At 62.8% G+C, this 22,828-nt stretch carries 9 protein-coding genes; 4 read left to right on the plus strand and 5 right to left on the minus strand.

The features are described 5' to 3' along the window. From C4J84_RS11170 to C4J84_RS11175, 3 genes are all read left to right on the plus strand, one after another. Positions 1–11,856 (plus strand): non-ribosomal peptide synthase/polyketide synthase, encoded by an 11,856-nt coding sequence (locus C4J84_RS11170; RefSeq protein WP_124435336.1) that lies wholly within the window; start codon positions 1–3, stop codon positions 11,854–11,856. Positions 11,857–11,949: 93 nt separating this feature from the next. Next, the gene (locus C4J84_RS26425; protein WP_256658866.1) at positions 11,950–12,258 is read left to right on the plus strand and encodes a transposase; all 309 of its coding nucleotides are present in this window, start codon (positions 11,950–11,952) and stop codon (positions 12,256–12,258) included. A gap of 8 nt (positions 12,259–12,266) precedes the next feature. Beyond that, positions 12,267–13,097, plus strand: a complete 831-nt coding sequence (locus tag C4J84_RS11175; protein ID WP_256660183.1) for an IS3 family transposase — start codon at positions 12,267–12,269, stop codon at positions 13,095–13,097. Positions 13,098–13,386: 289 nt separating this feature from the next. Here the strand turns inward: C4J84_RS11175 and C4J84_RS11180 are convergent, their stop codons facing one another. Further along, a complete protein-coding gene (locus tag C4J84_RS11180; protein ID WP_124370473.1) occupies positions 13,387–15,828 on the minus strand; it encodes a TonB-dependent siderophore receptor in 2,442 nt (813 codons plus the stop codon). Between the two features lie 109 nt (positions 15,829–15,937). Further along, on the minus strand, positions 15,938–17,590 hold the full coding sequence (locus C4J84_RS11185) for a cyclic peptide export ABC transporter (RefSeq protein WP_124370474.1): 1,653 nt from the start codon (positions 17,588–17,590) through the stop codon (positions 15,938–15,940). 199 nt (positions 17,591–17,789) lie between these two features. Between C4J84_RS11185 and C4J84_RS11190 the strand changes: the two genes are divergently transcribed. Next, a complete protein-coding gene (locus C4J84_RS11190) occupies positions 17,790–18,617 on the plus strand; it encodes a N(5)-hydroxyornithine transformylase PvdF (protein ID WP_124370475.1) in 828 nt (275 codons plus the stop codon). Positions 18,618–19,241: 624 nt separating this feature from the next. Here C4J84_RS11190 and C4J84_RS11200 read toward each other — a convergent pair. From C4J84_RS11200 to pvdM, 3 genes are read right to left on the minus strand one after another with little or no spacing between them, the layout of a single operon-like run. Beyond that, positions 19,242–20,114, minus strand: coding sequence for a formylglycine-generating enzyme family protein (locus C4J84_RS11200; protein WP_124370476.1), 873 nt, complete (start codon positions 20,112–20,114; stop codon positions 19,242–19,244). A 30-nt stretch (positions 20,115–20,144) separates the two neighbouring features. Further along, positions 20,145–21,413 carry an aminotransferase class V-fold PLP-dependent enzyme gene (locus C4J84_RS11205; RefSeq protein WP_124370477.1) on the minus strand — a complete coding sequence of 423 codons (1,269 nt, stop codon included), beginning with the start codon at positions 21,411–21,413 and terminating at the stop codon, positions 20,145–20,147. After that, positions 21,410–22,771: a pyoverdine-tailoring dipeptidase-like protein PvdM gene (gene pvdM / locus C4J84_RS11210; protein WP_124370478.1), complete on the minus strand. Its 1,362-nt coding sequence runs from the start codon at positions 22,769–22,771 to the stop codon at positions 21,410–21,412. Before pvdM ends, C4J84_RS11205 begins: the two co-directional genes overlap by 4 nt. Positions 22,772–22,828 lie beyond the last annotated feature (57 nt).

A 22,828-nucleotide genomic window follows, 5' to 3' on the forward strand; every position in this document is an offset into this window, starting at 1 on the left:
ATGCTTTCCAACCCTAACGTCGACCTGGTGTCGCGCTTTCTTCGCCTGCCTCTGGAACAACGCCAGCAGTTCTATCAGCGTCTGCAGGGCCGGGGCATGAGTTTCGCTCAACTGCCGATTGCCCCGACGCGTCACGACAGCGACACGGTGCCGTTGTCCTACGCCCAGGAGCGCCAGTGGTTTCTCTGGCAACTGGACCCAGACAGCGCCACTTACCACATCCCCGGCGCCTTGCGCTTGCAGGGGCGGCTGGACCTGGCGGCCCTGCAGCGCAGCTTCGACAGCCTGTTGGCCCGTCATGAAAGTTTGCGCACGCAGCTGATCGAGGACGGTGAGCAGGTGCGCCAGGCCGTGCTGCCCGAGGTGCGGGTGCAGATCCAGCAGGCGCAGATCGATGAAGCGCAGTTGATGGCGCGCGTGGAAGCGGAGGTGGCCCAGCCTTTCGATCTGCACCAGGCGCCGATGCTGCGCGTGACCCTGTTGCAACTGGCTGAAGATAACCATGTGCTGGTGATGGTGCAGCACCACATCGTGTCCGATGGTTGGTCGATGCAGGTGATGGTCGAAGAGCTGGTGCAATTGTATGCCGCCTACAGCCAAGGCCAGGACCTGCAACTGCCGGAACTGCCGATCCAGTACGCCGACTACGCTCTGTGGCAGCGCGGCTGGATGGAAGCGGGGGAGCGGGCGCGGCAGCTAGCCTACTGGCAGGCGTTGCTGGGCGGTGAACAACCGGTGTTGGAGTTGCCGCTGGACCGTCCGCGCCCGGCGCAGCAAAGCCATCGCGGCGCCAGCTTGCAGGTGCATCTGCAACCCGAGCTGGTCGCCGGCCTCAAGCGTCTGGCCCAGCAGGAGGGCGTCACCCCGTTCATGCTGCTGCTCGCGTCGTTCCAGACCCTGTTGTATCGCTACAGCGGGCAGTCGGACATCCGCATCGGCGTGCCGATTGCCAACCGCAACCGCGTCGAAACCGAGCGGCTGATCGGGTTTTTCGTCAACACCCAGGTGCTCAAGGCTGACCTGGACGGGCAGATGAGTTTTGTCGAGCTGCTGCAACAGACCAAGCAGCGCGCCCTGGAGGCCCAGGCCCACCAGGACCTGCCGTTTGAGCAATTGGTGGTGGCACTGCAACCCGAACGCAGCCTGAGCCACAACCCGTTGTTCCAGGTGATGTTCAACCATCAGACCGACGCCCAGGGCGCGCGCGACGGCCAGGCATTGCCGGGTCTGCGCGTGGTGGAACTGGACTGGGACAGCCAGACCACGCATTTCGACCTGAGCCTGGATACCCACGAGTCAGCCGACGGGCTGTGGGCGGCGTTGAGCTACGCCACCGACCTGTTCGACGCAGCGACCATTGAGCGCCTGGCGCAGCACTGGCAGCAGCTGTTGCAGGCGCTGGTCAGCGCGCCGCGCAGCCGTCTGGCCGAGCTGCCGATGCTGGGGGCCGCCGAGCAGCAGCGCATGCTCCAGGACTGGAATGCCCCGGCCTGCGCCCGTGCATTGCAAGGCGTGCACCACTTGTTCGAGGCCCAGGCCGCCGAGCAGCCCGAACGCCAGGTCCTGGCCCTGGATGATCAAACCCTCAGTTACGGCGAGTTGAACCGCCAGGCCAACCGCCTGGCGCACCACTTGATCGCCCGTGGCGTCGGCCCGCACGCATTGGTCGGGATCGCCGTGGAGCGCTCCTTTGCCATGGTGGTGAGCTTGCTGGCGGTGCTCAAGACTGGCGCCGCCTATGTGCCGCTGGACCCCGAGTACCCGCGCGAGCGTCTGCTGCATATGCTCGAGGACAGCGGCGTGCGCCTGGTGTTGACCCAGTCGCACCTGCGCGAGCGCTTGCCATTGCCGGCGCAGGTAGACGCCGTGGCGATCGACCTTGCCCAGGCGTCGTTGGCGTTGTGCGCAGATCACAATCCACCCGGCGACTTTGAGCCGCAAAGCCTGGCCTATGTGATCTACACCTCAGGCTCCACCGGCAAGCCCAAGGGCGTTGCCATCAGCCACGCGGCGTTGAGTGAGTTCGCCGGCATCGCCGCCGAGTACTCGCACTTGGTCGCGCAGGATCGGGTGTTGCAATTCGCGACCCTGAATTTCGACGGCTTCGTCGAGCAGTTGTACCCGGCCCTGACCCTCGGCGCTACGGTGGTGCTGCGCGGGCCGCAGCTGTGGGACGGCGCCGAGCTGTACCGACAGATCATCGCCCAGGGCATCACCTTGGCCGATTTGCCCACGGCGTACTGGAAGCTGTTTTTGCAGGATTGCCTGGCGGCGGGTACGCGGCATTATGGCGCCTTGCGCCAGGTACATATCGGCGGTGAAGCCATGCCCTTGGACGGCCCGCTGTTGTGGCAACGCGCGGGCCTGGGGCATGTGCGGCTGCTCAACACCTATGGGCCGACCGAGGCCACCGTGGTCTCCAGCGTGCTGGACTGCACCGACCCCGACGTCATCAGCGGCGTCACTGCCAGCCCCATTGGCCGCGCAGTCCCTGGGCGTGGCTTGTTGGTGCTCGATCGTGACCTGAACCTGTTGCCGGTCGGTGCCGTGGGCGAACTCTACATTGCCAGCGCCAGCGGCCTGGCCAGCGCTTATCTGCAGCGTCCGGGCCTGACCGCCGAGCGTTTTGTGGCCAACCCGTTCAACGCCTGCGGCGAGCGGCTTTATCGCACCGGCGACCTGGCGCGTTATCGCGCCGATGGGGTGGTGGAGTACGTCGGGCGGGTCGACCATCAGGTGAAGATTCGTGGGTTCCGCATCGAACTGGGCGAGATCGAAACCTTGCTGCTGGCCCAGGACAGCGTGCAAGAAGCGCTGTTGCTGGCGGCTGACAATCAGTTGCTGGCCTATCTGGTGCCCGCACAGCCGTTGAGCGAGGCCGAGCGCGAAAACACCGGCGAGCAGTTGCTGACCACCTTGCGCACGCACCTGCCGGATTACATGGTGCCGGCGCACCTGATCTTCCTCGAGCGCATGCCGCTCAACCCCAACGGCAAGCTGGACCGCCAGGCCCTGCCCAAGCCCGACGCCAACGCGGCGCAATCGGACTGGCTGGCGCCGGTCACGCCGTTGCAGCAACAGATCGCCACGGTCTGGGCGGATATTCTCGGTGTCGAGAATGTCGGTTTGAACCAGCATTTCTTCGAACTGGGCGGGCATTCGTTGCTGGCGATGCAAGTGGTGTCGCGCATTCGTCAGGCATTGCAGCTGGAGGTGCCGCTCAAGGCGCTGTTCGAGTACCCACGATTGGACGCATTTGTCGCGGCATTGCAGGCCCAGGACAGCCAGGTGCCGGCCGCGCCAGCCTTATTGCCGACTGGGCGCGAGCACCCCTTGCCGCTGTCCTACGCCCAGGAGCGCCAGTGGTTCCTCTGGCAGCTGGAACCCCACAGCGCCGCGTACCACATCCCCAGCGCGCTGCGCTTGAAAGGGCAGTTAGACCCGGTTGCGTTGCAACGCAGTTTCGACGCCTTGCTGGCCCGGCATGAAAGCCTGCGCACGTATCTGCGCCAGGATCACGCGCGCACGGTTCAAGTGATCGAGCCGCAGGCGTCGTTGCAGATCGCGCACGCCGAGGTCGACGATGCCGAACTCAAGGCCCAGGTCGAGGCGCTGATCGCGCAGCCGTTCGACCTCGAACGCGGCCCGTTGCTGCGCGTGTCGCTGCTGCGCCTGGCGGCGGATGAGCATGTGCTGGTGCTGGTGCAGCATCACATCGTCTCCGATGGCTGGTCGATGCAGTTGATGGTCGAGGAACTGGTGCAGCTGTATGCGGGCTACAGCCAAGGCTTTGATGTGCAACTGCCGGCGCTGCCGATCCAGTACGCCGACTACGCCGTGTGGCAGCGCAACTGGATGGAGGCGGGCGAAAAGGACCGCCAGCTGGCGTACTGGCGCGACCGGCTCGGCGGCGAGCAAAGCGTGCTGGAGCTGCCGTTCGATCACCCGCGCCCGGCCGTGCAAAGCCACCGTGGCGCGCGCCTGGCCTTCGAACTGGCCCCCGAACTGAGCCACAATCTCAAGGCCTTGGCCCAGCAACAGGGCGTGACCCTGTTCATGTTGCTGCTCGCGTCGTTCCAGACCTTGCTGCACCGCTACAGCGGCCAGGAAGACATCCGCGTCGGCGTGCCCATCGCCAACCGCAATCGCAGCGAAACCGAGCGTCTCATAGGTTTCTTCGTCAACACCCAGGTGCTCAAGGCCGAGCTGCACGGCCAGATGAGCGTCGAGCAGCTGTTGCAACACACCCGCCAGCGCGCATTGGAAGCCCAGGCCCACCAGGACCTGCCGTTCGAACAGCTGGTGGAAGCCCTGCAACCGGAGCGCAGCCTGAGCCACAACCCGTTGTTCCAGGTGATGTTCAACCATCAGACCGACGTCGGCCAGGCCCAGGTCCAGCAGCAATTGCCGCAACTTCTGGTCGAAGGGCTGGAGTGGCAAAGCAAGACCGCGCATTTCGACCTGGACCTGGATATCCAGGAGTCCACCGAAGGTATCTGGGCCACCCTGGGATATGCCCAGGACCTGTTCGAAGCCAGCACCGTGCAACGTATGGCGCGCCACTGGCAGAACCTGTTGCAGGGCATGGTCGCCAACCCTCGGCAGCAGCTTGGCCAGTTGAGCCTGCTGGACACCGCCGAGCAGCAACAGATCCTGCAACTGTGGGACCGTACCGAATCCGGCTTCTCGGCCCTGCGGCTGGTGCATGAATTGGTGGCCGACCGCGCCCGCGAAACCCCGCAGGCGGTGGCGGTGAAGTTTGCGGACGAGCAACTCACCTACGGCCAGCTGGACCGCCAGGCCAACCGCCTGGCCCACGCGCTGATCGCCCGTGGCGTCGGCCCGGAAGTGCGGGTGGCCATCGCCATGCCGCGCAGCGCCGAGATCATGGTGGCCTTCCTCGCCGTGCTGAAGGCCGGTGGCGTGTACGTACCGCTGGATATCGAATACCCGCGTGACCGCCTGCTGTACATGATGCAGGACAGTCGCTCGCGGCTGCTGCTGACCCACTCGGCGGTGCAACACCGCTTGCCGATCCCGGACGGCCTGCAAGCCCTGGCGGTGGACCAGCTACTGGCTGGGTGCGATGCGCATGACGCGGCGCCGAATGTGGCACTGCACGCCGACAACCTCGCCTACGTGATCTACACCTCCGGTTCCACCGGCATGCCCAAGGGCGTGGCGGTGCCCCACGGGCCGTTGGTGGCGCACATCATCGCCACTGGCGAGCGCTATGAAACCAGCCCGGCCGATTGCGAACTGCACTTCATGTCGTTCGCCTTCGACGGTGCCCACGAAGGCTGGATGCACCCCTTGATCAACGGCGCCAGCGTGTTGATCCGTGACGACAGCCTGTGGTTGCCGGAATACACCTACGAACAAATGCACCGCCACAACGTGACCATGGCCGTATTCCCGCCGGTGTACCTGCAACAACTGGCCGAACATGCCGAACGCGACGGCAACCCACCGGCGGTGCGCGTGTACTGCTTTGGCGGTGATGCGGTGGCGCAGGCCAGCTATGACCTGGCCTGGCGCGCACTGAAACCGACCTACCTGTTCAACGGCTACGGCCCCACCGAAACCGTGGTCACGCCGCTGCTGTGGAAGGCGCGCAAAGGCGACCCTTGCGGCGCGGTGTACGCGCCCATTGGCACCTTGCTCGGCAACCGCAGCGGCTACGTGCTCGACGCCCAGCTCAACCTGCAACCCATCGGCGTGGCCGGTGAGTTGTACCTCGGCGGCGAGGGCGTGGCGCGGGGTTACCTGGAACGTCCGGCGTTGACCGCCGAACGTTTCGTGCCGGACCCGTACGGCAAGCCCGGCAGCCGTGTGTACCGCAGCGGCGACCTGACCCGTGGGCGTGCGGATGGCGTAGTGGACTACCTCGGCCGCGTCGACCATCAAGTGAAAATCCGTGGTTTCCGTATCGAACTGGGCGAAATCGAAGCGCGTTTGCGTGAACAGGACAGCGTCGGCGAAACCGTGGTGGTGGCCCAGGACGGCCCGACCGGCAAGCAATTGGTGGCCTACGTGGTGCCGCTGGACCCGGCCCTGCTCGACGATGCCGTCGCCCAAGCCAACGGCCGCGAAGCCCTGCGCCGCGCCCTGAAAACCCGTTTGCCGGACTACATGGTGCCCACGCACCTGATGTTCCTCGAACGCATGCCGCTGACCCCCAACGGCAAGCTCGACCGCAAGGGCCTGCCGTTGCCGGATGTGAGCCTGATGCAGCAGGTGTATGTGGCGCCGCAGAGTGAGCTGGAACGCAAAATCGCTGCGATCTGGTCCGACGTGTTGCGCCTGCCGCAAGTGGGCTTGCATGACAACTTTTTCGAGCTGGGCGGCGATTCGATCATTTCGATCCAGGTGGTCAGCCGCGCGCGTCAGGCCGGGGTGCGGTTCTCGCCCAAGGATCTGTTCCAGCACCAGACCGTGCAGAGCCTGGCGGCTGTCGCCCGGGAAGGCGACGGCGCAGTGCTGCTGGATCAGTCGGCGCTGAGCGGCGCCTTACTGCTGCTGCCGGTGCAGCAGGCGTTTTTTGCCGATGACATACCCCAGCGCCACCACTGGAACCAGTCCGTTGTACTGCGACCACACCAACCGTTGCAGGCACCGCTGTTGGCCGCCGCGCTCGAGGCGCTGATTGTGCATCACGATGCGCTGCGCAGCACCTTTGTGCACGGGCCGGCGGGCTGGAGCGCGGCGTATCGCGAGCCGCAACAGCACCAGGCCGACCAGGTGCTGTGGCAGACCCACTTGAATAGCGTCGAGGAGCTTGAGGCCCTGGGCGAAGAAGCCCAGCGTAGCCTCGATCTGAGTGCCGGGCCATTGTTGCGCGCGGTGCTGGCGCAGTCGGCCGACGGTTCCCAGCGTTTGTTGCTGGTCATCCATCACCTGGTGATCGACGGTGTGTCCTGGCGCATCCTGCTCGAAGACCTGCAAAGCACTTACCAGCAACTTGCCCAGGGCGCCGCCGTGCAACTGCCGGCCAAGACCAGCGCCACCCGAGCCTGGGCCGAGCGCTTGCAGACCTATGCGCGCAGCACGGCCTTGCAACACGAGCTGGCCTGGTGGCAGACGCACTTGCAGGGCAGCCCGTCCGGCTTGCCGGGCGCAGACCCGCAGGCCAGCCTGAGTAATCACTTGGCGCTGAGTGTGACCACGCATTTGGACCCGGCCTACACCCGGCGCCTGCTGCAGGATGCGCCGAGCGCCTACCGCACCCAGATTAACGACCTGTTGCTGACCGCCCTGGCCCGTGTGATCACGCGCTGGACCGGTGACGAGTCGATGTTGATCAGGCTCGAAGGCCACGGGCGCGAAGACCTCTTCGATGAGATCGACCTGACCCGCACCGTCGGCTGGTTCACCAGCCTGTACCCGTTGCAACTGCTGCCGGCCGCGACGTTGGCCGGCTCCCTCAAACAGATCAAGGAACAGCTGCGCGCCGTCCCCGCCAAAGGCCTGGGCTTCGGCGCATTGCGTTACCTGGGCGATGCCGAAGCCCAGCGGGCATTGGCTGCGTTGCCGCGCCCACGCATCACGTTCAACTACCTGGGGCAGTTCGACGCCAGCTTCGACAGCGCTGAGCAAGCAGGGTTGTTCGCGCCGTCCGGTGACGCCAGCGGTGCCGAGCAAAGCCCGGAGGCGCCACTGGGCAACTGGCTGGAAATCAATGGCCAGGTGTATGGCGGCGAGCTGAAGCTCAATTGGAGTTTCAGCCAGGCCATGTTTGCCCAGGCGACTGTCCAGCAACTGGCCGACGAGTACGCCGAGGAACTCAAGGCCCTGATCGACCACTGCTGCACGCCTGCCAACCAGGGCGTGACGCCCTCCGACTTCCCACTGGCACAGTTGAGCCAGCACCAGCTTGACGACTTGGCGCTGAACGCGGCCGAGGTCGAAGACTTGTACCCGTTGTCGCCCATGCAGCAAGGCATGCTCTTCCAGTCACTGTATGGCGAAGGCTCGGGTGACTACATCAACCAGATGCGCATCGACGTGCACGGCCTGGATGTATCGCGCTTCCACCAGGCGTGGCAGGCGGCGGTCGAGCGTCACGAGATCCTGCGCAGCGGGTTTGTCTGGCAGACCGCGCTGGAGCAGCCGCTGCAGGTGGTCTACAAGCAGGCACGCCTGCCGTTTTTCGAGCTGGATTGGCAGACCCGCGAGGACCGCGCCCAGGCCCTCGACAGCCTCGCCGAGTCGGCACGGGCCCAGGGCTTTGTGCTGGAACAGGCCCCCCTGTTGAGCTTGACGGTGGTGCGCACCGGCGCGTCGAGTTATCACTTGATCTACACCAACCACCACATCCTGATGGACGGCTGGAGCGGTTCGCAGTTGTTCGGCGAGGTGTTGCAACACTATGCGGGTGAGCCGTTGCCAGCGCCCACCGGGCGTTATCGCGATTACATCGCCTGGCTGCAAGCCCAGGACAAGGCGCTCAGCCAGGCGTTCTGGAAAGACCAGTTGAGTGACTTGCAGGAACCCACGCGCCTGGCACGGGGCACACATGCCCAGCCAGACACGGCCCTGACTGTAAATGGTGAGCATCGCCTGAGCCTTGACGTGCCGCAAACTGAACGCCTCAAGGCATTCGCCCAGCGCAACAAAGTGACCCTCAACACCCTGGTGCAGAGCGCCTGGCTGTTGCTGCTGCGCCAGCACACCGGGCAAGCGACCGTGGCGTTCGGCGCCACGGTGGCGGGGCGCCCGGCGCAACTGCGCGGGATCGAACAGCAGGTCGGTTTGTTCATCAACACCTTGCCGGTGGTGGCGACCCCGGATGCGCAGATGTCGGTCAGCCAGTGGCTGCAGCAGATCCAGCAGCAGAACCTGGGCTTGCGTGAGCAGGAACACACGCCGTTGTTCGAGATCCAGCGCTGGGCCGGCCTGGGCGGCGAGGCGCTGTTCGACAGTATTCTCGTATTCGAAAACTACCCGGTGTCCGAGGCCTTGGAGCAGGGCGCGCCGTCGGGGTTGCGCTTTGGTGCGGTGCACAGCCTGGAGCAGACTCACTACCCATTGACGGTCTTGTTGGCGCTGGGCGACAGCCTGGGTGTGGAGTTCAACTACGACCGCCAGGCCTTCAGCGCGACGCACATCCAGCGCCTGGCCGAGCATTTCCAACAATTATTGTTGGCATTGGCCGACGATGCTTCCCAACGCCTCGGTGCATTGCCGTCCATGGCTGCAGCCGAGCGCGAAACGGTGGTGCAGGCCTGGAACGCCACGGCGGTGGAGTATCCGCTGGATCAAGCGGTGCACCAGTTGATCGAGGCCCAAGCGCAACGCACGCCACAGGCCCCGGCGTTGGTGTTCGCCGGGCAGACCTTGAGTTATGCGCAATTGAATGCGCGGGCCAATCGTCTGGCCCATCGCCTGATGGCTGCCGGCGTCGGCCCGGATGTGCTGGTGGGGCTGGCGCTGGAGCGTTCGATCGAAATGGTCGTCGGCCTGTTGGCGGTGCTCAAGGCGGGCGGTGCCTATGTGCCGCTGGACCCGGAATACCCGCGTGAGCGCCTGGCCTACATGCTGGAGGACAGCGGCGTGCAACTGCTATTGACCCAGGCCCACTTGCAGGCGCAACTGCCGGTGCCGGCGGGGGTGCAAAGCCTGGTGCTGGAAAGCGGCGATGCCTGGCTGGACGCCTTCAGCGCCCACAACCCGAACATCGCGGTGCAGGGCGAAAACCTCGCCTATGTGATCTATACCTCCGGCTCCACCGGCCAACCCAAGGGCGCCGGCAATCGCCATCGTGCGCTGACCAACCGCCTATGCTGGATGCAGCAGGCGTATGGCCTTGACGCGTACGACAGCGTGCTGCAGAAAACCCCGTTCAGCTTTGACGTGTCGGTGTGGGAGTTCTTCTGGCCGTTGATGACCGGCGCACGGCTGGTGGTGGCCGCACCGGGCGACCATCGTGACCCGGCCAGGCTGGTCAGCCTGATCAACGCGCAGCACATCACCACGCTGCACTTCGTGCCGTCCATGCTGCAAGCCTTTTTGCAGGACGCGGACGTCGCCTCGTGTCACAGCCTGCAACGCATTGTGTGCAGTGGTGAAGCGCTGCCCGCGGACGCTCAGCAGCAGGTCTTCGCCAAGCTGCCCCGCGCCGGGTTGTACAACTTGTATGGCCCGACCGAAGCGGCGATTGACGTGACCCACTGGACCTGTGTCGAGGAAGGCCGCGACGCCGTGCCGATTGGCCGGCCGATCGCCAACCTGGCGTGCTATGTGCTCGACGACAACCTGGAACCGGCACCGGTCGGTGTGTTGGGCGAGTTGTACCTGGGCGGTGTTGGCCTGGCGCGGGGGTATCACCGTCGCCCGGCGCTGACCGCCGAACGCTTTGTGACCGACCCGTTCGGCAGCGGCGCGCGCTTGTATCGCACCGGCGACCTGGCGCGTTATCGCGACGATGGCGTGATTGAATACGCCGGGCGCATCGACCATCAGGTAAAACTGAGGGGGCTGCGCATCGAGCTGGGTGAAATCGAAGCACGCCTGCTGGCGCTCGACAGCGTCCGCGAAGCGGCGGTGCTGGCCGTCGACGGCACGCATCTGGTGGGTTACCTGGTGCTGCAAACAACTCAGGAGGATTGGAAGGCGCAGGTGGTTGCGCACCTGGCCGAGCAGTTGCCGGATTACATGGTGCCGGCGCAGTGGGTGCTGCTGGCGCAGATGCCGCTGAGCCCGAATGGCAAGCTGGATCGCAAGGCGTTGCCCAAGCCGCAGGCCCACGGCGCCGAGCAGTACCAGGCACCGCAGAGCGAACTCGAACGGCAGGTCGCGGCGATCTGGAGCGAGGTGCTGGATGTGGAGCGCGTGGGGCTGCACGACAATTTCTTCGAATTGGGTGGCCATTCGTTGCGGGTCCTGATGCTCAAGGAACGCATCCGCAAAGTCAGCGGCGTGAACGTGACGGTCAGTCAGTTGATGCTTAACCCGACCGTAGCGGGTCAGGTCAGATGCGTGCAGGGCGATAGCCGCACGTCGTTGATCGTCAAGCTCAACCAACGGACCGAAGGCACGCCGTTGTTCCTGTTCCACCCAAGTTTTGGCTCGGTGCATTGCTACACCGCAATTGCCCTGGCACTGCGCGAACAGCGCCCGGTATTGGGGGTGATGTGCCGTGCCTTGGCCGAGGAAGGCGCAGCGGTGCCGCACTGGCAAGTGATGATCGAGGATTACATCGCACAACTGTTGACGGCCCAGCCTGAGGGTGCGTTCCGTCTGGCCGGTTGGTCGTTGGGCGGTAACCTGGCGATGGAAGTGGCGCACGGCCTGGAACAGGCGGGGCGTGACGTGGAGTTTGTGGGGTGGATCGACGCCGCACCGCCGCAGTGGGTCAAACCCTACTGGGACGCAGTGGACGTCGGGGACGATCGTGAGGTGTCAGCCAACGAGCGCCGTGCCGCTTTATTGGGCGTGATGTTCCCTGAATTCACCGACGCGATTCAGCGTGCCTGGGCGCAGTGCCAGCGCGATGCCGAGGATGAAGCGGGACAATGGCAAGGGTTTGTGAGCTGGGCTGAGCAGGCCTTGGGTGACACCTTTATCGCGATCAAGGAGCAACTGCTGCACGGTAACGAAGCGCAGATTGCCTGGGACGTCGATCGGGCGCTGAGCGAACGGATGGTGGCGGCCGACTTCAAACCGCTCAAGGCGCCTGTCAGTTGCTGGTGGGCGTCCATGAGCCGGGCAGGGCGCTTCAGGGAATTGATCGAACAGCAGATGGCGACAGTGATCAGCCAGGGACGCATCGAGCGTTCGGTGATGATCGAGACGGACCACGACGGCATTGTCGACAGTGCCGTGTTCATCCGCAGCTTGGCGGAGGCGATGGGGTAACCCGTATCCAATGCGGGAGGGGGCAAGCTGAACTGGCCTAATGATCCCGGACACCTCTTAAGGGCGATATGATTCGCCCAATCAGGAGGTTCCATGCAACAGCGAAAGACCTACACCCACGAGTTCAAGCAACGTGCTGCAAGCATGGTTCTTGATGATAACTGCTCAGTTCCCGACGTCTGTGCATCGATGGACGTTGGCCCTACGGCTCTGCGCCGCTGGGTTGATCAGGTTCGTAAAGAGCGTCACAAAGGGCAGCCAGTGGCAGGTACCAAGGCTATCAGCGACGAACAGCGAGAGCTTCAACAGCTACGAGCCAAGGTCAAGCGCCTGGAGAGTGAGGCTGAAATCTTAAAAAAGGCTACGGCTCTCTTGATGTCGGATCCCGATCGTTTTTCCTGATCGAGGAACTGAGGGAGTCGAGTTCATATCCGACCAGCCTGCTTTGCAGTGCGCTAGGCGTTTCCCGCAGCGCGTTTTATGACTGGCTTAAGCGTCGCTCAGCGCCAAATACCAAGCGTGACGCGCTTAGAGCAAAAGTCGTGCAACTGCATGTCGAAAGCCGAGAAAGCGCAGGTGCACGGATGATCTCTCAGCACTTGAAGGCCCAGCAGATCAAGGTAGGTCGGCATCTGGCCGGAAAACTTATGGCGGAGGCAAATCTGGCCAGCAGACAGCGCCGCCGCCATCAATATCGCTCTAGAGGCGTTGAAGCATTTGTGGCCAAGAACCTGCTTGAGCGTAACTTCGAGCCAACCGCAATTAATCAAGTCTGGTGCGGCGACGTTACCAGCCTAATGGTTGGGAAACGCTGGTATCACTTGGCAGTGGTCATTGATCTGTTCGCCCGCCGAATCGTTGGCTGGGCGTTTTCTCTGATCAATGACGCCAACCTGGTTAGCAAGGCGCTGAGAATGGCGGTGGAGGTTCGAGGCAAACATGCAGGCTTGATGTTTCATTCGGATCAAGGCTGCCAATACACCAGCCAGCTCTTTCAGTCCGCGTTGCTGGAGTATGGGATAACCCAAAGCATGAGCCGCAGAGGGCAGTGCTGGGACAATGCACCAACAGAGCGTTTCTTCGGGACGCTCAAATCAGAGTGGGTGCCCACCAAGGGCTATATGACAGTTGAAGAAGCCAAGCAGGATATGACCAGCTTCTTCATGCGATACAACCGAATCAGGCTCCACAGCTACAACAACTACCTGTCGCCAATAGCCATGGAGCAGGAGGCGGCTTGATCACCGTAATCGGTGTCCGGAAAAACTTGACCAGAACAAGCCCCCTCCCACATTTGGAGCTTCATTACTCCGCCGATTGGGGAGCTTGCCGCAGTGCGATCAGTGTCCAGCGATGCTGACCATTACGAGGCGGATCAGGACGGCATTATCCAATGTGGGAGGGGGCTTGCTCCCGATGGCGGTGTCACAGTCAACAGATGTATTGACTGACACACTGCCATCGGGGCAAGCCCCCTCCCACATTTGGATCTTCATTACTCCGCCGATTGGGGAGCTTGTCGCCGTGCGGTCAGAAGTCCCAGCGGGTGCTGACCATCACGTTACGCGGCTCGCCGTAGGCGGCGGAGTTATAGAAACCGACATTGGTGTAGTAGGACTTGTCGAAGATATTGTTGAAGTTGACCGTCGCCGACAGGTTCTTGGTGACCTGGTAACGGGTCATCAAATCAACCAGCCAGTAGGATTCCTGGGTGATGTCCTGGTTGGTTTCGAGTGGCTCGTTCCAGATCTCGTTCCAGCCCTTGGTCTGCCAGCGTACGCCGCCGCCAATGGTGAACTTGTCCAGGTCACCCTTGAGCTTGTAGGTGGTGTTCAGATTGACCTGATGCTCGGGTTCGAAGGTGGAGATCTTCTTGTCGTCATCGTCGCGCACGATCTTGTGGGTGTAGCCACCTTGCACCTGCCAGCCTGGGCTCAGTTCACCGGAGATTTCCGCTTCATAGCCTTTGGTCACGGCCTTGGAGCCTTTGAACGCATAATTTTGCGGGGTCGGCGTCTGGTTGTTGTACGCATCGTCCGAAATCGCGCGGTTGGTCTCATGCACCTCGAAGTAAGCGATGCTGGTGTTCAGGCGGCCCTCGAAGAATTCGCCCTTGAGGCCAATCTCGTAGTTTTGCCCTTCGTCCGGTTCCAACAGCTTTTCGTTGCGATCCTTATAGGTACTTTCCTGCGGCTGGAAAATATCGGTGTAGCTGGCGTATGCCGAGAAGTTTTCGTTGAGGTCGTAGATCACCCCGGCGTACGGGATAAACCGGCCGGTTTCCTTGTAGGAAGGGTTATTGCCCGTCACATGGTAGTTAGCCACGCGCCCGCCAAGGATCACGTTCAGGTCATCCATCACGTTCAAGCGTGTGGTCACGTAGTAGCCTGTCTGGCGGATGGTGTCGTCGATGTACTGCTGGGCCGGGCCGTAGATCGGCTTAGAGATATGGCCATTCCAATTATAGAAATCGACTTTATTGCCCCCCGGCCATTCCGGCGCCCAGTAACCCTTGCCCTGCCAGCGCGAGGTACCGATCGAGCCGCCCACCACCAGCTCATGTTCGCGGCCGAACAGGCTGAAAGGCCCGGTGGCGTAGAGGTCGGCGGAAGTGCTTTTGGTTTCGCCGGTGTATTTCTGCCCGTTGATTTCAGCGGTGCCATCGGCTGCCGGCTGGACGAACTGGATCGAACCAAGGTCGGCGTGATAGCCGTTGATCTTGTGGTCGAGCTGGAACTTGGTCACCCAGCCGTCACCCAAGTCATGCTCGAGCATGGCGAACGCGGTACGGGTGTTCTGCTCCCAGGAACTCCAGGTGGTGCCATTGTTGTAGGAGCGCGGCATTTTGTTGATGCTGCCGTTGGAATTGACCAGCGGGAAGGAGCCGGACCAGCTCGAACCCTGCGGAACGTTGTCCTGGTAATCGAAGCCCACGGTCAGCATGGTGTCGGGGGACAGGTCGAATTCGGTGATGCCGTAGTAGGTTTCGGTCTTGCGCGAGTAGTGGTCCATGAAGGACTTCTTGTCCTGATAGGCTGCGACCGCACGCCCACGCACATTGCCGCTGTCGGTCAGGGGCCCGCTGACATCCACTTCGCTGCGGTAGTTGTCCCAGGAACCGGCGCCCAGTTGCACATGCCCCTTGAAATCCGCCGTTGGCTTCTTGCGGATCAGGTTGATGGTTGCCCCCAAAGAGCCTGCCCCATTGAGCAGGCCGGTAGCGCCCTTGAGCACTTCAACCCGGTCGTAGATCGCCATGTCGCTCAAGGTGTTGCCCGCCGAGTAACCGACGTTACGCACGGTGGACGGAATGCCGTCGTACTGGAAACTGTTGACCGAGAAACCACGGGAATAGTAGTTGGTACGGTCGCTGTCATAGGCCGACACCGTGATGCCCGGGGTGTGGCGCATCACGTCATCCATGTTGTTGAGGCCGAAGTCCTCGATGTGCTGGCGGGTGAGCACTGTGATCGACTGCGGGGTTTGCCGGGGTGTCAGGGTCAGGCGCGTGGCGGTGGCGATAGTGCCCGGGGTATAGGAACCCGAGCCTTCGGTGATGTTGCCCAGGTAGTTGGCGGTTACCTGGGTTGGGCTCAGCTCCAGCCCGCCACCCGCGCTGGCAGCAGCAACGGTCAAGGTATTGCCGTTGAGGCTGTAGGTGGTCTGGCTGCCTGCCAGCAATGCATCGATGGCCTGCTGCGGCTGCAGCTTGCCCTTGATGGCCCGGCTGTTCTTACCCTGCACATCGCCAGGGCTGTACAACACTTGCACATTGGTCTGGCGCCCGAATTCCTGCAGCGCGCTCCCCAGCGGCTGGGCAGGAATGTTCAACTCGATCTCCTGGGCCTGTACATAGCCTGCAATCGGCAGCGACACCGCCAGTGCCAAGGCACTCGGAAGAAGGTTCATGTTCAGGGCCCTGCGCATGGATAACACTTTGCTCAGGGGGCTGAGACCGAGTCGTGCTGGCATGGATGCTTTCTCTTCTAGGTTTTAAGTGGGCAGTTATACGTATCTATTGAGGTTAATTCTCATTACCACTAGTGAGACGTTCCTACCTCGAAAAACCGGAAAATAAAATTCACGCCGGTTCCATCTCGTGCACCACTTGGCCGGCGCGCAGGCGCACCAGTTGATCGGCGATGTCGAAGTAACGGTCGTCGTGGCTGATCACGATGATGGTCTTGCCCAGGCGCTTGAGGTCCGGCAACAGCTCGGTGTAGAAGATTCGGCGGAAGGCGGGGTCCTGGTCGGCGGCCCATTCGTCGAACACCAGCACCGGGCGTTCTTCCAGCCAGGCGTTGACCAAGGCCAGGCGCTTGCGCTGGCCGGTGGAGAGGTCGGTGGTGCTGAACACACCGTCCTTGACACTGACTTTGTGCGCGATTTCCAGGCGTTCCAGGTATTTAGTGGCGCTGTCCAGGGACTGGGTGGCGCTGCCTTGCACCAGGTCGTCGAACAGGTAGTAGTCGGAAAATACCGTGGTGAACAACTGGCGGTAGTCGTCGCGTTCCGGGTCGGTGACCGCTTCGCCGTTCAGGCGAATCTCGCCTGTCTGGGGCGGGTACAGGCCCAATAAAAGCTTGATCAGGGTGGTCTTGCCGCTGCCGTTTTCACCGACGATAAACACGATGTCGCCTTGCTTGATGCTCAGGTTGATCGGCCCCAGGTGGAACGGCTCGCTGCCTTCGACCGCTGGCGGGCTATAACTCACGTCGCGCAGCTCGAGGCTGTTGACCACCGGCTTTGGCGCTTCGCTGTCGTCCATCAACAGGTGGGGTTCCGGCGACGAGAAGCGTTCCGACAGCTCACTGATGCGGCCAAAGGCAATCTTGGCCTTGCCGACCACAGGCAGGTAACCGAGCAGGTGCTCCAACGGGCCTTTCATGTACAGCAGCACCAGCACGAACCCGGTGATTACGGTCGGATCAGGATTGGGGTTGTACGCCTGCATTGCCAGGGCCAGGCCGATGACCACGAAGAACAGCATCGAGCCAAACGTCTTGGCGAGGATGTAAATATTGACCGAGCGCACCTGGATATCGCTGATGCGGTCGGCGGTTTCCTGGATGCGATGGGTGTTCATGCGAAACCGCCGTGGCCGGTGCATGCGCAGTTCCTTGGCGCCGGACGCAATCGCGTTGTAGTAACGCTGCAGCTCGTCTTCATGGCTGCGCGCCAGGTCGAAGCCCTGAATGCCTTTGCCGCCGGCGATGAATTGCACGGCGCTGCCGATAATGATCGCCACCACCATCATCAGGAACATCGGCACGGACAGGTAGGCCAGGTAGCCCAGGCAACCGAGAGTGACCGTGGCTGCGATAGCCAGGGGCGTGAATGCGAAGGAAAAGTCGCTGATGGTGTCGACGTCGTGGGTCAACACCGGAATCAGGCGGTGCGAGCGATACCGTTCGATCTGCCCGATGGGCGCCGACAGCACCTTTTCGCCCAGGTCCTTGCGCAGGGCGGCGATGATTCGTTGCCCGACGTAGTTGGTGCCGATGTCGGAAATGATCGAACTGAGCAGCGCCACCACGCACAACGCGGCAAAGGTCATCACCACGCCCTGGGTCATGCCGTCGGCCGAATGCAGCGCGTTATTGATGGTGGCCAGCAGCAGGGTAATGGCCAGGCCGCCGACCATGCCGAGGCCCACGGAGACCGTCACAATGGCGCGAAAGGGCCGGAGCAGGGCGAGCAAACCGTTGAAGGCGCCGCGTTTGGGGTCGGTCATAAATACATCCCGGAGAGTGAAAAGAGGGGCTGGGCACACAGACCCTTACCCATGACAAACGAAGTGTCGGCGCGACTATTTAGCCCGGCGTGCCGGGCGGTGCCGGCGCGGGGATAAATTGCGCGGGGGCTGGTTCGTTCCTGTTGGGTAGGCGCACGGCTATTCACGCCGTACGTATTCCTTCTGCGAGAGCGAAACAATGACGAAAAAGAACCTGGTGTATGTTTGGTCCCTGAGAAATGCCGCCGCCGACAAGGCCGGGCAGCCGGTGGCCTACAAGGACCATGAGCGCTACATGAAGTCGGTGCTGGAGTTTCTGGTGGGCTCGCTCAACGACACCTCGCTGGGCGATGCCTACAAACTGGTCGGCGTGGTGTATGACGATGATGAGCAAAACCCGCGGGATCAGGCGCTGGTCGCCGATTACGGGTTCGCTTACCAGCCTGGCCGTCAATGGCTGTACCCGGCCGACTTGCGCGTGCAGGGCACGTTGGTCAACGACCTGCTGCTGAGCGTGCCGTCGACCTACCGCCGCCTGCCACGGGGCAGCGCCGAACATATCGCCGGCAAGCAGGATTTCGAGCGGCGCCTGCATGACACGCTGGTTGAGTTGAACGCTGACATCGTGGTGCTGGATGGCTTGCTGGTGATCCTCGATGACTTGGTACGCCCAGGCGCGCCGTTTGCGCGGCGCATCATGAACATCCATCCGGGAATCACGCGTATCGAATCGCCTTACGAACGCCGTGGCGCCTATGCCACGTGGAACGCGTTATACGGCGCGCGCGGGCAGACGGTGGTGGACTGGGCGACCAAGGCCACCACGCCTTCGGAGCCGCTGTACCTCACCGGCGCGTCGTTCCACTATGTGGATAACGGTATCGATTCCGGCGAAGTGTTCCACGACGTATTGAAGACCGAGATTTCACCAGAGGACACGATCCTCGAACTGCGCTGGAACAACTTCAACAACAGCCTGTTCCCGGCGTTGCATGAAGGCCTGGAGCTGTTGGCCACAAAAGGCTGAGCGCAATCAAATGTGGGAGGGGGCTTGCCCCCGATGAGCATAGGTATCTACACAACTTTGTAGCAGCCTACGGTAACCACGATGCGAAGCGAGTCGCTCTTGATCTTGCTTTTGATCTAGGCGCCCCGTTAAACCACGCTGGCCGGAATTCGATAGTGATTTGGGGGGTAAACCGGCAGGGATGCCGGTTTAGCCGCCCCGCGCCATGGATGGCGCGTGGCGGCGGCCCCCCAAATCACTGTCGGATTACGGGCACACCGAGCCTAGGCGAGGTGCCGAGTGGTGGGGCAAGAGCCCTTTGGTTACTTTGGGGCTTTTTTCCAAAGTGACCCGCCGTCAGGGCGGAACCCTAAGCCGCCGTTACCGCAGCAACGGATATGTACTCGCTCTGAACCAACATCCTGGCCGGCCCGGAGGCCGCCATCGGGAGCAAGCCCCCTCCCACATTTGGAACGCGGGGTGTCAGTTAGAGAGGCTTCGACTCCTGAGCCGTCACAGGTTCAGGGCCGCGCCAAAATTGTGTAGATACCCATGCCCCGATGAGGAAGTGTCAGTGCCTGCATCTTTGCCTGACCCACCGCCATCGGGGGCAGGCCCCCTCCCACATTTGGATCTATTGCGCTATCAGAGGTCGCGCACTACCCGGAATCCAATCCAGTCACCGCGCGTCTGCGGGTAGATGTTGTTGCGGTTGCCGGAGCGGGAAAACACCGGCGCTTCGCCCCAGTCATTGCCGCGGATCTGGTAGGCCTCACAGTTCGGCTCCACCCAGGCACTGCCGTCAGTCGGCGCGCCGATGTAGTTGGCGTGCTCGCAATCGGCAACCCGCTCGTACACGTTGCCGTGCATGTCATACAGGCCAAACGCATTGGGCGGGTAGCTGCCCACCGGCGACGAATAGCTGTAGCCGTCCGCCGGGCCGTAGGTGTTGGCGTGCTGGGCGATGCTGTAACCCTTGCCTTCGTCGAACGGGAAGGGGAATGGCCCGCTGGTGCCGGCGCGGGCGGCGTATTCGCGCTGGGCCTCGCTGACCATGTGGTACTGCTGCCCGGTTTTCTTCGACAGCCAGCTCACGTAGCGCTTGATGTCGTCCATGTCCATGCACACGGCCGGCTGGCGTGGCCCCTGGGGGTAGCGCGGCTTGCTGGCGATGCATTCACGGCCGGGGCGGTCATCGCCATTGGCGATCTTCACCCCGGTCTGGCGCACGTAGCTGTCCCACTCGCCGGCGGTGATGTGGAAGCGGCTCATGGCGAAGGGCTTGGCGAAGGTCACTGCATGCATCGGGCCTTCGTCGGGCTCGCGGCCGACTTCGTCTTCCGGGGTCCCCATGGTGAAAGTGCCGGCGGGCAGCACCACCATTTCCGGGCAGTCCTTGCAGTCCTTGAAGACTTTGCCCGGTTGCGGTGCAGCCGCCTGGGCCAGGCCAGGGAGCAGGGCGCCGCACAATGCGGTGAGTGCCAGGGCGGTCAGGGGGTTGAGTCGAAAGGGCATCATGTGAGCGTCTCGTTCAAATAAAAAAAGGGGTCACAGCCGCTGACTCAGCAGCGCCATGAAGCGCTGGATTTCGGCCGAGCTGTTGAGCAGGCCGGGGGCGGTGCGAATGACCGGCCCGACATCGCGGTCCACCGCGTCGATCACCACACGGTTTTGCCGCATGTGCGCTGCTACTGCATCGCTGTCCTGGCCCTTGACCCGAAAGAAGGTAAAGCCCGCCGATAACTCCGGGCTGCACGGCGTGACCAGTTCGATCTGCCGATGCGCCAGCAGCTGTTCCTTAAGCTCGGTGTTGAGTGCGTGGATTCGCGCCTGCACCGGCGCCTTGCCCAGCTGCAGGTGCAACTTGAACGCTTCGTCGGCGGCCCAGCGATGTTCGAAGGCGTGGTAGCCGCCGGGGGTCATGGTGGTGGCGAAATCCTTGTCTTCTGAGAACGTCGGCACCATCGGCGTGACGTACCTGTTCTGAGGGTCGCGTGCGCACACCAGGCCGGTACCGCGCGGCCCGAACATCCACTTGTGGGTGCCAGCGATGAAAAAATCGCAATGCATGCCAGGGAAATCGAGGTCTTCCACGCCGAAGCCGTGCACACCGTCGACCACATAGAGGATGCGATCGTTGTCGTCACGGTGGCGGTTGTGTTCATCCACCAGTTGGCCGATTTCGCCGATGGGCAATTTGACCCCGCTGCCCGACTGCACCCAGGTCATGCCCAGCACACGGGTGTTGGGGCGGATATTGCGCTGGATATTGCCCAACACTTCATCGACGGACACACGGCTGGCGCTGTCGAACAGGCGGATACGGCGCACCCGGGTGCTTTCCTTGCGCACGCGAAAATCCAGCACGTTCTGTGTTGCGTAATGCTCATGCTCGGTGGTGAGGATTTCCTGGTCGGCGCGCACCTGGATCCCGCCGTAAATCATCGCCAGCCCCTCGGATGTGCTGCCGGTCAGGGCGATCTGCGGCGGCGTGGCGTTCAGGTAGCGACCGGCCCACTCACGCACCTGGCCTTCGCGTTTCCAGGTTTCCTGCAGATCCCAGTCCATCGCCAGGCCTGGGTTGCGGTCGATCTGCGCGCGGTAGCGCTCGATGGCCTCGCGCACCGGCCTGGGGTGCGACGCCACCAGGAAGTTGGAAAAGTGCAGGTAATCCGGGTCCTGCTCGAACAGCTGCTTCAATCCCGCCCAGGGGTCGTTCGCGGCGGCTGCCAGCGCCTGGGGTATCAGCGCGGCGCCCAGCGGCAGGCTGGCGGCAAACACGCCGGCCTGCTTGAGAAATGTGCGGCGGTCGGTCATGGGCTGACTTCGCGGTTGGCCAAGGGTTTGGCGGCTTTTTGCACCTGCTCCCACACCCGCAGGAAGTTGCCGCCCCACAGCTTGGCGATATCGGCTTCGGAATAACCACGCTGGATCAGTTCGGCGGTGACGTTGCGCACCTCGCCGACGTTCTCCCAACCCTGCAGACCACCGCCGTCGTTGAAGTCCGAAGCGATGCCGACGTGGTCGATGCCGATCTTGCGCACGGTGTAGTCGATGGCGTCCCCCCAGTCCTTGAGGGTTGCCTTGGGTTCTTCTTCGAGAATTGCGTACAGCTCACTGGCGTATTGGCCGAAGCGCTGTTCGGGCCACGCGGCGATGATCGCGTCGCCCGGCATCAGGGCCATCGCCAGGTTCGGCAGGGGCGGCAGGTCGAAACGTGCGCGCAGGGCGTTGAGCTTGTCCTGGGTCGGCTGGCTCAGGGGGCGCAGGTAGGCAGGAAAGCCCACCACCTGCACCACGCCGCCACTGCGTTTGATCAGTTGCAACTCCTTGTCGCTGAGGTTGCGCGGGATGTCCACCGACGCCCGGGGTGCCGAATGGGAGGCCACCATCGGCGTGCGGCTCAACTGCGCGACCTGTTCCAGGGCCTTGGTCGACATCTGCGACACGTCGATGATCACGCCCAGGTCATTGAGGCGCTGCACCGCTTGCTGGCCGATGGGCGACAGGCCTTCAAGGGCGTCGGCGGTGTCATTGAAAAACGGCAGCGGGCGCGATGAGTCCGCCCAGGCGTTGTTGCCGATGTAGCTGAAACCGAACATGCGCATGCCGCGCGCCGCCCACAGGTCCAGCTGGTTCAGGTCGTTGCCCAGCGGGTAGGCGTTGAGCATGCTGATGAAGATCGCGAACTTGCCTTCGCCATGCAGGCGGCGCATGTCGTCCGGGGTATAGGCGATGCCCACCTGGTTGGGAAAGTCGCGCACCATGCCGGAGATGATCTTGTAGCGTACCTCCTGCTCATGGCGGGCCTCTTCGACAAAGCCGTCGGTGGGTTTGTGCGGGGCGTTGGGGCCGTTCCAGATTTCCGGCCAGCCGAAGATTGTCAGGGCCGCACCGGACAAGCGGCCGCGCGACGCCTTGGCCAGGTCGAACTGGCCGCTGCCGTCCTTGTCGGCTTCATTGCCGGCGGTGCCGAAATCCATGGGCACGGTGATATGGCTGTCGAACGACAACAGGCGATCCTGCATTTCGTTGGCTTGCCTGATCACCTCCAGCGGGTAGCCGGCATTCCCCTTGAACCAGTGATCCCAGGCCAGCAGGCCGGCCCCGGCGGCGACGGCCAGTGCCAGCGGCAGGCCGATATACAGCGCCTTTTTCGAACGTGGTTTTGTCATTGCCATCTCAGTCAGTTGAGGCCGTTGCTATCAGGGAAGAACGAGCGATGGCAGGGG

The organism is Pseudomonas sp. R11-23-07 (genome assembly GCF_003852295.1).
GTDB lineage: Bacteria > Pseudomonadota > Gammaproteobacteria > Pseudomonadales > Pseudomonadaceae > Aquipseudomonas.

Bases quoted from the DNA above. Each gene is read 5' to 3' on its own strand.
- C4J84_RS11170 (WP_124435336.1), top strand. From the start codon at position 1: ATGCTTTCCAACCCTAACGTCGACCTGGTGTCGCGCTTTCTTCGCCTG.
- C4J84_RS26425 (WP_256658866.1), top strand. From the start codon at position 11,950: ATGCAACAGCGAAAGACCTACACCCACGAGTTCAAGCAACGTGCTGCA.
- C4J84_RS11180 (WP_124370473.1), bottom strand. From the start codon at position 15,828: ATGCCAGCACGACTCGGTCTCAGCCCCCTGAGCAAAGTGTTATCCATG.
- C4J84_RS11185 (WP_124370474.1), bottom strand. From the start codon at position 17,590: ATGACCGACCCCAAACGCGGCGCCTTCAACGGTTTGCTCGCCCTGCTC.
- C4J84_RS11190 (WP_124370475.1), top strand. From the start codon at position 17,790: ATGACGAAAAAGAACCTGGTGTATGTTTGGTCCCTGAGAAATGCCGCC.
- C4J84_RS11200 (WP_124370476.1), bottom strand. From the start codon at position 20,114: ATGATGCCCTTTCGACTCAACCCCCTGACCGCCCTGGCACTCACCGCA.
- C4J84_RS11205 (WP_124370477.1), bottom strand. From the start codon at position 21,413: ATGACCGACCGCCGCACATTTCTCAAGCAGGCCGGCGTGTTTGCCGCC.
- pvdM (WP_124370478.1), bottom strand. From the start codon at position 22,771: ATGACAAAACCACGTTCGAAAAAGGCGCTGTATATCGGCCTGCCGCTG.